Here is an 11,831-nt window from a genome sequence, read left to right on the forward strand (position 1 = left end):
GTTTGTGTGAGTGTTTAATTCCGCAGAGTCCCCTTCGGGAGACTCTGCGGGGAAGACAATGACAATCTAAGAGCGTCATTATTTCCTGAATGCGGCATCTATCGGGGCGCCGGGGATGCCATCTGTTTTTTTGATGATATCGCCGAATTTACCGGTGCTGATGTCGAGGTAGTACAAGGAACCTTCTGTACCTGCCAGTAAGGTATTGCCATTGTCAATGACCTTCACCATACACACGGTCTTACCACCGAAATCAGTCACCAGGGGTTTTATTTCCTGGTTAAGCGGATTGTACCGGTAGATGGTGGAACCTGATGAGAAGAAGAAGATCTCTGCCGGCGTGACGGCCCATTTGGTATCGGTTGTGATGAGTGCAGGCTGGCTGAATGGCCGCTTGTATTCAGGTGATAGTTTGACGAAGCCCATGAATGCCGCTCCGAATTTGAGTTCTTGCAATACACCACTACCGTCTTTGGCGAAAGCAAAGCAATTGTTGTTGTTGACCTGCGTAAAGTAAACCATATCCAGTCCTACGTTTACCGGGTCAAAAGCGGTGGTGCTGGCAACCTGGTAAGTAGTACCAATGTAGGCCGGACTTCCGAAGTTGGTAAAGCCAACGAATTGTTTCCTGTTCACGTCATACCCCAGGAAGTAGGGCGCTACGCCATTGAACGCAGCTTGTTTGAAAAGACTGTAATCCCCTTCAGCAGGCAGGCCAAACATGCCATAGACGGGACTGCCAGACCATGTTTGGGTAGCGCCCACGTATAGTTTACCATTGACCACACCCTGCAATACACCATTGGCGGAACATTCAAACTGGCCCGGCTGGGCCACTGCCGGCTGATCGAAGAAGTTACCTTTAAGGTATTTTGTCCTTTTAAAGGTATTGGCATCTATCTGTACACCGGTGTTCTCTCCATTTTTGCCCAGTATCCAATAGGATGTAACATCAGACGGCGCAATGAACTGGTGCACGATGGCTATCACCTGCTGCCCATCCGCTGCCAGCTCTTCCCCATTGTGCAGGGCCTGGTAGATACGGGGCTGTATGGTGCCATCCGGCTTGATGAATGAAAGCTGTGTTTTATCTCCTTCCCTGCTTAGTACAGTGGTACCCTTGTAGAAGTCTGTTTTACCCTGCACGACAAAGGAATAAAAGTATTTCATGCCATTGGAGCTGTCTATGATGGTAAAACGTCCATTATAGCGGGAAGCATTAAGGCCAAAGATGGTACGTAATTCAGGGCCTTTGAAGGAGAGTTGTGTAAGCTGTTCCGGCACTGCGATCCTCCATTCATAATGCAGGTTGGTCTTGTTACTCATATTTACCACCGGCTTAATGATGAGGCTATCACCTACAAACACCGCATATAGGGTATCGAGGTTGGTCACCTTCGGTTCTTCCGGGTATTGGTAGTCATAGTTGCCTTTGTCTTTGTAACAGCCTGCCAGGCATAGTAAGCAGGCTACCCATATAGTTGCGAATAACTTATTCATCGAAGTAGTTTTTGGTTGGTATTAAACGATCTCGATACCATTTTCGTCAATGAAGTAAAACCTTCCAGTGGAAGTGTTTTTACGCAGGAGGATCTTCTTTGCCGGGTTTTCGGTGCTGTAAAAGTCATAATTGCCATCACCGCGTGCCGTAAGCACATACCCTTTAGCAGGGTTATTGGTTACCCAGCCAAAAGGATCCATGAGCAAGCCATTGAGCTTACCGATAAAGTACAGGCTTTGCGGAGCATCGGTGCCCACCATGGTAAGGTCTCTTACCCCCGTGGCAATGAGCCATAGCTGGTGTTTTGTTTGGGAATAGCTGCCAAGCGGCCAGAAAGACCACCAGGCTGGTTTCTCCAGCTTGTTGCTGAGTACAATTTTCGCTTTGATGATCTTGTTGAGCGTAGTGTCCAGGTCAGCGGAGGGTGTCAGCTTCAGGTTGAGCACCACCGATCTTGTGGCAAGGGCCGCATCGGTATTGTACAATACAACAGGCAGCCGGAAGGTGCCAGCGTCTGCCGACATGGTGTATTCACCCTTCAGCGGCTCGAAGTGTGTATTGGCAGTTGCCGTGGTACCTTCATTTATTACCATGATACCGAATTTCCTGTCGTGATCAACCCGGATACCGGAGATGCGCACGGGCAGGAAGACGGTATCTTTCATTAAGCTGGGCGTATAGGCAAAGGTGTAAATGATACTATCCCTGTCGGACGCGGGGTTAAAATCAAAATACACATTGTCGTGGGAGTGATACCTTATTTCCTGTGTTTTTTTACAGGAGAGGCCGGTTATTATAAAGAGGGTGGCTATGATTGTTTGTTTCATAAGTGACTGCCTGGTTTAACGTTGACCGTATTCAATTTCATCATTGGGAAGGGGGAACACAAAGATTGCCTGGCTGGCCGGTATGGATGATCCGGACGCACCGACAATGTTTTTGTTGAGCCGCTTGTACATGTAAAAGACCTGCCCTTCGCCATAGAACTCTTTACGTGCTTCTTTGATGAGCTCATTCAGGAACTGCTCTTTGGAGGTTGCATTCAGCGATGTGCCAATGCCCCTGTTGAAGCGAACTGTATTGAAGTACTCAAGCGCCTTTGCCTGGTCTGCATCCCAGGTGCATTCAGCAGCTATATAATATAGCTCGCTTAAACGCAAAGCGGGCGCTACGAGCGGGTGAAGGTTTTCTTCTCCATCGCGCAGGTATTTCTGTAGCTCCAGGCGGCTGCCGGAAACATCCATGACCAGTTTGAACCATTGTTTGAAGCGGTGGTCTTCGGCGCCTACGCTGCCGGATTCATATAAGTTGTTACCTGCATTGGCTTCGATGTACAAGGAGCTAAGGCTTGAACTATACCGGTCGGCATAGATCTGCGTGCTTCGGTTATTGAAGAGACAAAACACCAGCTCAGGATATAGTATCCTGTCCTTTTTCTTGGTATCAGCCGTAATGAAATCGGCCGTTTTTGTCCAGGGGAACTTTTTTGCATTGATGACTTCAAGGGCGCTGGCCAATGCCTGCTCTTTTTTGCCGGCATAGAGCGCTACCCTTGCCAGCATACCACATACGGCGTAGTAGTTCATTCTATGACGCCTGTTTTGCAGGAAGAGCGAGGGGTTCCTTAATTCCCTTGTGGTAGTGTCGCCGGGATAACCCACGATGTAACCAGCCGTCACGATGGGATCAACGGGTTTCAACAGGTCCCTGGCACTGGTGAGGTCTTCTGTCATTTTGGTGAGCGCTTCTGTAACCGTAGACAAGGGAGTGGTTTTGTTGCTATAGCTGGCAACATAGGGAATGGCTTTGGCAGTGGGCTCTGTTCCAAAAGAAGGGCCAAATAAACGCAAGGCATCCAAATGCAGCCAGGCCCTGAGCCCTAATGCTTCTCCCTTGATAAGCGCATAGTTCAGTGGAGAAAGCACCGACCTGTTTTGGTCCAGTTTCTGCAACAGCAGGTTACAGTTGGCTATTGTATTGTACAATCCCATCCAGGCCAGGTCCTTCCGTGAAACGAATACGGGGTCCTTGTAGTTGTACAGGCTTGTTTGTTTGTATCCCCATTTGTCGTCCTGGAAGATGTAGTAGTTCTGCGCCAATACTTCCGGCAGGCCGGAAGTGAGTTCATAACCATACAGGTCTTGCCCGGTACAGCGGGTATATATACCATTAAGACTTTCCTGGAAACCTGCTTCTGTTTTGAACAGTTCGTCATCAGCCACTATCGACTCCGGCTGTACATCCAGCCATTTGTTGCAGGAAGCCAGTACCAGCGTGGTGAGTATTATCAGTAAGTATTGTTTTTGCATGTGCTGCATTTTTAAAAGCTTGTTTGAAGGGAGAAGGTGAGTGCGCGGGCGAAAGGATAATCCAACCCTCTTTCTATTTTCATGCTCGACCAGCGATACACATCATTGGCCGTTAATGATAGGCGCAGGTTTTTCATGGATAGCCTGTTACAAAAGGCTTTGGTGAAATCATACGAGAGGTACACGGAGCTGAGCTCAAGTATGTTCTCTTTTTGTACAAAGCGATCAGATAACCAGGAAGTGCCCAGGTCGGCAATGTTCTTATAGAGCGCCTGGTCGCCGGGCTTTTTCCACCGTTGTTCCAGTACCCGTTTATCTACATTGTATCTTGGGTCGGCATTTTCTACCCTGTCTACCAGTGTCTGGTTGTATTCCTTTCCACCAAAGCGGGTATAGAACTGCACCTGCATCAGGAAACCTTTGTAGCCAACACTGCCGCCAAAGAACCCATCGGCAATGGGTGTATTATCGGCCACCGCCACGATGTCTTTTACATTCCAGTCATAGGTATGTGTACCATCTTTTTTCACAAATATTTCCCGGCCATTTTCCGGATCAATGCCCAATGAGGGTACCGCATAGATGGTGTTGAGTGATTGGCCTTCCTGGTAGCGAACGAGTGGAGCCCCTTTATAAGTATCGGACTGCTGCTGCTCATCAGCCTTATCATTGTAGGCCTTGAGGGCATTGGAAATTTTTACAATGGTATTTTTATTCCGGGCCATGTTCATGCTCAGGTTTACAAACCAGTCCCCCGCTTTGATCACATTGGCCTTTATATTGAGCTCAAAGCCTTCATTTTTCATATCGCCCAGGTTCTCTTTGTAGAATGGAAACCCGGTAGAGGGCGGCAATGTAATATCTGCCAGCAAACCGGTAGTGAGCTTATAGTAATACCGGGGAGAGATGAGGATCCTGTCTTTAAACAGACCCAGGTCTATACCTGCATCGTAACTCTTCGTACGCTGCCATTGCAGGGACGAGTTGCCATAGGTACTAACAACAGCTCCGATGCCGGTTGAATACCAGTCCCGGTAATAGTTAAAGGATGTTTCAGACAGGAAGGGTTCAAAGTTCACCGAACCTGTTATACCCGTACTGGCCCTGAGCTTGAGCGTGCTGATAGCGCGATAGCGGAAGTTTTCTTCTTTGTGCACATTCCAGCCAATGCCTGCAGACCAGAAGGGGGCGATCTTATTATCGGTACCGAATTTGGAGGAGCCGTCGGCACGGATAGAAAGATCGAGCAGGTATTTATTTTTATAAGAATAGTTGCCACTTAAGAAAAGACCGATTAACCTTTCTTTATTGGAGAAGCTGGTAGGGGAAGCACCCTCTGCATATCCCTGTGCAAAGCTTACATCGGTAAACCGGTCATTGGGGAAACCAATGGCGGTGAAACTGGCAAATTCGTTGGAATAGGTCCTGATGTTGGCGCCCAGTGTGGTATTAAAGAAATGATTGCCCAGTTGCCTGTTGAACCCCAGTGTAAGGTTTCCGTCAACAGCCAGTTCATCCTGACCATCATAGGTATAGCTGCCGCGTTCATCGAGCTTATCGGCCGGATAAAAATAAAACCGGTTGGCCAGGGGGGAAATAAAAGTATTCCCGGTATGCTTACGCTTGGTGAGGCTGATGAGGCCACGCAACCGCAGTCCATAGGCAATGTTCCATTCACCGGAAAAAGCGTCTATGATCTCAAGATAGTTGGCTTTGTGAAAAGACTTCAGGGTAGCGTTGTATAAGGGGCTGAGCACTGTATTGGTCTGGAACTGGCCTGCCCCTGACTGGCGTGTATCAATGACCCAGTCATCTACCGCCTGCAGGATGCGCCCCAGGCTATCCGTTTTGGGATAGTAAGGATTCATTCTTACATAACTTCCAAAGTCTCCATAAGGTGATTCTTTGGCCTCTACCTGGGTTACGGTTAAAGTATTTTTGAACAGGAATTTGGTGCTGGGATTGTAGGAAAGGTCCATACCAATACTATAGCGGTCCCTGGTGGAGCCTTTCATTACGCCGGGCTGCGCCTGGTAGCGCAGGTCTATACCATACCGTATGGAGGAATTGCCACCTTCGAGGTAGATGGAATGTTTCTGACCAATGGCTGTTCTTAGCGGTTGCGAAAGCCAATAGGTATTGACACCGCCTACTACATTTTTCTTTTTCTGATAGTATATGGCTTCCTGCTGATCGGCAGAACGGGTACCCACGGTTTCATATAATCCGGCCAGGCGTTCATATTCCAGTTTTTCTTCTCCATTCAGGAGATCATAATCTGTGAGATCGGGACCAGACACGGTGAAGTCGGCATTATAATACACCTGCAACTTACCGGCTTTGGGCGCCTTGGTGGTAATGACCACTACTCCATTGGCAGCGCGGGAACCATATACAGCCGTAGCGGCAGCATCTTTCAGGAGGGTAATGCTTTGGATGCGGGAGTTATCGAGGTCATATACTTTCTCCAAACTTACTTCGTAACCATCGAGAATGAAGGTGGGCAGGTTTACATTGCCCTGCAGACTGGCCCTGCTTAGTATTTCGCCGGAGCCGCTGGGCAGGGCGGTTGATCCCCGCAGGTTGATGTTGGGCAAACGGTTGGGATTGGAACCTACGAGGTTGTTATCGGCTATGCGGAAAGAGGGATCAAATGCCTGGATACTTTGCAGGATGTTGACCGGGTTTACTTTTCTAAGCTCTTCACCCGATACCACTACTGCATTACCGGTGTAGCTTTCCTTGTTGATCATCTGGTAACCTGTGATGACCACATTGGCCAGGGGATCTTTATGAGCGCTTAACCGCAAGCGTATTTTCAGGTGTGCATCATTATTGATCCGTATGCTTTGGGTTTCATATCCTACATAACTGACCTCGAGTGTTTGCCCACGCTTTACCTGTACAGCAAACCCACCCTGCTTATCGCTGATCACCCCCACCTTAGAGCCCTTCACGGAGATATTGGCTCCCATGACCGGCTGGTTGGTGGAATCATCTATGATGTTGCCGGTTATTTTCAGGAGCGAATCGGGTAAGATATGGACCGGTTCTTCCCGTGGTTTTTCACTGATGACAATTGTTTTATTAATGATCCTGTAAGTAAGCGGCAGGTCTTTGAGACATTGGTCCAGCACCGCTTTCATGTCTGCATCCCGGGCCGTAATGGTTACCGGCCCCGCATTGGCGAGCAGACGTGCGTTGTAGAAGAATACGTACCCGGTTTGCTTTTTGATCTGTGCAAATACTTTTTTGATGGGCACGTTTTCCTGGTTGATGCTCACTTTCTGAGCATTGCCTGCGGCTGTTACATGCAAACAGCCGAGGAGAAGCAGGATAGCAGTTAATCTCATTACCCGGATGGATTTGGACTTTGCCGGCCGTCGTTTGCACACGGCTTTGCAAAGAATGGTAAAAATCATACTTTTAAGTAATTGGGTTAAACAATAACAGTCCTCAAGTTTGTTACACAGTTTGCCCATGCCGGCCGTCAACGTTGCACCGTTGGCGGCCTTTTTATATGGACAACCTGTTTTTGATTATTCAGGGGCTATTGCATCAATGGTTCTACTTTTTTACCGAGGATACAGGTTCGTTTTGGTTTATAGGCGTGGCAGCAATTATTGAGACAACTTAATGGGTTTGTATTTATGGCATCACAATGATCTTCCGTCCTTCCGTCTTAAAATGAACAGCGCTGATCTCGAGTATTTTGAATACTTCCGCCAGGGTGCTGTTGCGTGGTATCTCTCCTTCAAATTTTTCGGCAGACACTGTTCCTTCGTACACTACTTCCACATCATACCAGCGGGCGATCTGCCGCATGACGGTCCTGATATCGGCCTGGTTGAATTGGAATTTGCCGTTTTTCCAGGCAATGGCTTCTTCGGTATCTATATCAGGAATTACACGAATGGAGGACGAATTATCACTTATTTGTGCCTGTTGACCGGGTTTCAGGATAGTTGAAGTCTGAGGTCTGAAGTCTGAGGTCTGACCTCCAGCTTCGATCTTCACGCTTCCTTCCAATAAGGTTGTTTTTATATTGGCTTCATCGTGATAGGCGTTGATGTTGAAATGGGTGCCGAGTACTTCAACGGCCCCCCCTGGGGGGCCCTGAAGGGGGGGAAGAAATACCTTAAAAGGTTGGCTGGGATTTTTGGCTACTTCGAAATAGGCTTCGCCAGTAAGTTCTACTGTTCGTTCTTTACCGCTGAAGGCGGCGGGGAAACGCAGCGAAGAAGCTGCATTGAGCCATACATGACTGCCATCGGGCAGGATGATCTCATATTGTCCGCCCCTGGGTGTAGAGACGGTGTTATAAGCGATCTCGCCCTGACTTTCTCCGGTAGAGGGAGAATAAGCCAACCGGCCGCTATTTGTTTTTAGAATTTTTGTTGATCCTTGCTGGCTGAGCATGCCATTGGCTGCACTGTCTAATATAATGGTACTGCCATCGGCCAGGGTGAGTATGGCTTTATTACCACCGGGCACAATGGGAACTGTGGTATTTGTTTTATTGATTGCAACAGGACCGGTTTGCGGAGAACGACTGAACCATAGCCAGGCGCCTGCACTGATAAGTAGCCCGATGGCTGCGGCAGCCTGCCATTTCATTTTGCGGTAAAAGGGGATTGAAGGTATGGTAGCCTGTGCAGGGTGCATCGCCTGCTGCAAGCGGTTCAACAGCTTCGCCTTCAGCGCTGTAGCTTCCTGTTCATCGGCTACCGGCCATTGCACTTCCTGTTCATTGGCAGCCTGGTACCAGGCCGTGAGTTCCTGCTCTTCCTCCGGGGAAGCAGTATTGCTTAGGTATTTATCAATTAAGGTAGCGAGCCGTTCGGAAGTCATACGTCAGTTATTGGTTACAGGGGCCATTGCACAGGCCGTACAACTATGTACCCATGAGTGGCGTTATACCCTGAGTGTATGTTATATTTTTTTTAAGAAAATATAGCAGGCCGCCGTACATTGAAGGAAGAAATTGAAAAAGCGGTAGTTGCCCAGGTAATACCGGATGGTTTTGAGGGCTTTGGTGAGGTGGGATTCCACTGTTTTATGGGATAGCTGCAGGGTATCGGCTATTTCTTTTGTAGAGAGCTGATGTTCCCGGCTGTAGGTGAATACGAGGCGGCATTTTTCGGGTAATCCGGCTACTACCCCATCGAGGTATTCTTTCAGGAATTTGGCTTCAATGACCGCTTCATCGGGGGAGGCGGGTATTTCCAGGGGCTGACCTGCGAGCAGGGCTTTGCGCCTGTTTTCCCGGGCCAGGGTTTTGAAGACGGTAAATTTTACAGCGGTGGCGAGGTAGGCTTCCAGCCGGTCAATGTCTGTTTCGTGCCGGCGTTTCCACAGGCTCATGAATACATCCTGTACGATCTCTTCAGCTACTTCTTTGTTGCGGGCGTGGTTATAACCAATAGCTAATAGCTTGTCCCAATAACGATTATAGATTTCGACAAAAGCCTCATCCTGATCATTACGCAACATTGCTAACAACTGTTCGTCGCTATATGTGCTATTCAGAGCCATTTGGAGATTGCGTGCTACGGGGCTGAAGGTAGTTAAAAATTGGTTTTTAACAGTGCTGGTTCATTTTGGAGAATAGCCGGGAAGGCTGGAAGGTGGTAAGTTCCCGGCAAATTAATAGGCTGCTTTTTGGTTTTTTATGGTGTTTTTTGTAACTTCCATTTATATGAATAACAGCGGCTTATATTATCTTTCTGCTTCTCTCCTACCTGGTGGTGTTCAACTGCCTCTGGAGCAATTTCCGCGTCCCGCCTGCATTTGAGGGTTGTTTTCTTGCTACTGTCTTGCTATTGTCTTACTACTGGCTTGGTTCTGGCTTGCGACCAGGTAGGCTGATCTGTTGTGCATCTTGCCTGGACCTAAGGCGGAACCCCGGCTAATGGTTTCCGATGAATTACGCCTTTTTTCGGTGTGCAAAAAATACCGGTGCTTTGAGACAAAAAGTGCAAAAAACGGACAAATCGGCCATTTGTGCAGGTTTGGACCGAAACGGGACATGCCCATTTGGAAAGGGGGTATGCGGCGTTGTAAGTTTGGATAAAACCCAATCTTATGGCAAAAGTGACCAGTTTAATTGAGCTCCGCGGAACGATTGCTGACCTGACGTTCCGCAAAACGGAGGATGGTATTATTGCAGGTATGAAACCTGGTCCTAGCAGGGAGAAGGTGCTGACGCATGAAAATTTCAAACGCACCCGGCGCAATGCGGCCGAGTTTCAACTGGCCATTCAAGAGGCAACCTTGTTGCGGCATGCACTGGGCACGGCGCTGAATGGAAGAACGGGTTCTTCCCTGAACGGGCGTATGAATGGTTTGTTTTGCAGGGCCGCCCGGCAGGATGGTGTGAGTGACCTGGGAAGTCGCCGGGCTTCGAAGGGAGATACCGGTTTGCTGCGTGGTTTTGATTTTAATAAGCAATTGTTGCTGGAGCAGGCGTTGCCTGTGCCATTGATGCACCAACTGGATGAGGAGACGGGCGTCTGCCGGACGGAAGTGCCTTGTTTTATTGCGCGGAAGCGAAAAGGGTTTCCCGTTGAGGCTACGCATTTCCGTATCGTATCAGGGGTGGCAATGATTGATTTTATTCATGGACATTACAGGCAGGATGTGCAGCGGAGTGAGCTGTTGCCACTGCGTAAGAAAGCACCAGAAGGGATTTGTTTCGAGCACCGGCTGGAACCGGGCGCCGGAAAGGTGATGGTGCAGGTATTGGGCATGGAGTTTTATAAGGTGGTGGAGGGGAAAGAGGTTTTGGTAAAGGGCAGCGCCTTGCGGATCCTGGAGGCGGTGAGGGTGGAAGGCGAAGCTATGGGCACAAGTACCCAGCCGCACGAGGCCGAACTGCATACTTGCGCCAGTGAGAGGCAGCAAGGCAACGAGGGAGGGAAGAAAACACAAAATGTGGGGAGTTATTATGACATAATGCCGTTCTTTCGGGAGATGGTTTTGCTGGAGTGAATGTTGGAATACTGTCATTTTCATAATGCATTCCGTTGCAATGGATTATTATTTCCGGGAGGAATAGTATTTGAATTTGCCATTTGAGATTTTCCTCTTATTTTTGCCGTCCCGAAAAAAAGGAGAGGTGCCTGAGTGGCCGAAAGGGCCGGTTTGCTAAACCGTTATACGAGCTTAAACTTGTATCGAGGGTTCGAATCCCTCCCTCTCCGCTGAAGAACACGCCGTTTTCAGCACGGCAGTATCCGGTAAATGTAGTTTCTAAGTTGGTCCAAGCTGACAAAGAAACAGGAACGGGAAGTAGCGCAGGCCGGTAGCGCACCTGGTTTGGGACCAGGGGGTCGCAGGTTCGAATCCTGTCTTCCCGACTGAAAAAAGCGATCTCGTAAGAGGTCGCTTTTTTATTTTCTGGCCAAACATTGCTGTTTGGGTCAGATGATTTTTATCTTCTCTTCCTGGTTGCGAACTTTAAAGTAACTTGATTGCCCTATGCTTTCTTTCAGAAGATCACAGATATTCTTGATCAATATCAGATACCGTATATGCTCTCGGGTAGTATCGCTTTAGGGGTATAAAGCAGATTTCGTCGTCTTGAAAAATGATCCATTCAGGCAAGAGGAATTTAAACGTCGGTTAAAAGTCGATTATTTCGGAAAAGCTATTTATGTCGTATCGCCGGAAGACCTTTTAATATCGAAGCTGATCTGGATACAAGACTTTCAATCTGCTGTACAAATAGAAGATATTAAAAGCCTGCTTGTCGTCGATAGCCTGAACTGGGAGTATATCTCAAGTTGGATTAAACAATTGAAATTACGTACCTTCGATCTGATAAACAAATGACAGATACTCCACAGCATATTAAAGAACTTCAATTGAAGCTTTGGCTTTCCAAATCTCCCATGGAAAGGCTCAAACAGACTTTGGAGAGCAATGGTCAGTTGCTTCAGTTCTGGTCGTCTGCTCATGTGGTTGATAGAAGCCGGAATGATCGGCAATCCAACCGCGAAGCAGAAACAAGGAACTTTTTG

At 48.2% G+C, this 11,831-nt stretch carries 8 protein-coding genes and 2 tRNA genes; 4 read left to right on the forward strand and 6 right to left on the reverse strand.

Annotated elements, in window-relative coordinates:
• Window positions 1–78: 78 nt before the first annotated feature.
• The 6 genes from HB364_RS31645 to HB364_RS31670 form a co-directional block, all read right to left on the reverse strand.
• Complete coding sequence (locus tag HB364_RS31645; protein WP_167292461.1) at window positions 79–1,500, reverse strand: PKD-like family lipoprotein; 1,422 nt, start codon at window positions 1,498–1,500, stop codon at window positions 79–81.
• Window positions 1,501–1,521: 21 nt separating this feature from the next.
• The gene (locus HB364_RS31650) at window positions 1,522–2,328 is read right to left on the reverse strand and encodes a DUF4843 domain-containing protein (RefSeq protein ID WP_167292462.1); all 807 of its coding nucleotides are present in this window, start codon (window positions 2,326–2,328) and stop codon (window positions 1,522–1,524) included.
• A gap of 15 nt (window positions 2,329–2,343) precedes the next feature.
• Window positions 2,344–3,810 (reverse strand): RagB/SusD family nutrient uptake outer membrane protein, encoded by a 1,467-nt coding sequence (locus HB364_RS31655; protein ID WP_167292463.1) that lies wholly within the window; start codon window positions 3,808–3,810, stop codon window positions 2,344–2,346.
• A gap of 11 nt (window positions 3,811–3,821) precedes the next feature.
• A complete protein-coding gene (locus HB364_RS31660) occupies window positions 3,822–7,163 on the reverse strand; it encodes a SusC/RagA family TonB-linked outer membrane protein (RefSeq protein WP_167292464.1) in 3,342 nt (1,113 codons plus the stop codon).
• A 295-nt stretch (window positions 7,164–7,458) separates the two neighbouring features.
• Complete coding sequence (locus HB364_RS31665; protein WP_167292465.1) at window positions 7,459–8,661, reverse strand: FecR family protein; 1,203 nt, start codon at window positions 8,659–8,661, stop codon at window positions 7,459–7,461.
• An 81-nt stretch (window positions 8,662–8,742) separates the two neighbouring features.
• Window positions 8,743–9,303, reverse strand: coding sequence for an RNA polymerase sigma-70 factor (locus HB364_RS31670; RefSeq protein ID WP_167292466.1), 561 nt, complete (start codon window positions 9,301–9,303; stop codon window positions 8,743–8,745).
• Between the two features lie 591 nt (window positions 9,304–9,894).
• Between HB364_RS31670 and HB364_RS31675 the strand changes: the two genes are divergently transcribed.
• From HB364_RS31675 to HB364_RS33700, 4 genes are all read left to right on the forward strand, one after another.
• On the forward strand, window positions 9,895–10,800 hold the full coding sequence (locus HB364_RS31675) for a hypothetical protein (RefSeq protein WP_167292467.1): 906 nt from the start codon (window positions 9,895–9,897) through the stop codon (window positions 10,798–10,800).
• 121 nt (window positions 10,801–10,921) lie between these two features.
• A tRNA-Ser gene (locus tag HB364_RS31680) sits at window positions 10,922–11,012 on the forward strand.
• A gap of 82 nt (window positions 11,013–11,094) precedes the next feature.
• Window positions 11,095–11,168 (forward strand) — tRNA-Pro (locus tag HB364_RS31685).
• Between the two features lie 223 nt (window positions 11,169–11,391).
• Window positions 11,392–11,643 (forward strand): DUF6036 family nucleotidyltransferase, encoded by a 252-nt coding sequence (locus HB364_RS33700; RefSeq protein WP_394353253.1) that lies wholly within the window; start codon window positions 11,392–11,394, stop codon window positions 11,641–11,643.
• Window positions 11,644–11,831 lie beyond the last annotated feature (188 nt).

Source organism: Paraflavitalea devenefica (assembly GCF_011759375.1).
GTDB lineage: Bacteria > Bacteroidota > Bacteroidia > Chitinophagales > Chitinophagaceae > Paraflavitalea > Paraflavitalea devenefica.

Bases quoted from the DNA above. Each gene is read 5' to 3' on its own strand.
- HB364_RS31665 (WP_167292465.1), bottom strand. From the start codon at position 8,661: ATGACTTCCGAACGGCTCGCTACCTTAATTGATAAATACCTAAGCAAT.
- HB364_RS31645 (WP_167292461.1), bottom strand. From the start codon at position 1,500: ATGAATAAGTTATTCGCAACTATATGGGTAGCCTGCTTACTATGCCTG.
- HB364_RS31655 (WP_167292463.1), bottom strand. From the start codon at position 3,810: ATGCAAAAACAATACTTACTGATAATACTCACCACGCTGGTACTGGCT.
- HB364_RS31650 (WP_167292462.1), bottom strand. From the start codon at position 2,328: ATGAAACAAACAATCATAGCCACCCTCTTTATAATAACCGGCCTCTCC.
- HB364_RS31660 (WP_167292464.1), bottom strand. From the start codon at position 7,163: ATGAGATTAACTGCTATCCTGCTTCTCCTCGGCTGTTTGCATGTAACA.
- HB364_RS31670 (WP_167292466.1), bottom strand. From the start codon at position 9,303: ATGTTGCGTAATGATCAGGATGAGGCTTTTGTCGAAATCTATAATCGT.
- HB364_RS31675 (WP_167292467.1), top strand. From the start codon at position 9,895: ATGGCAAAAGTGACCAGTTTAATTGAGCTCCGCGGAACGATTGCTGAC.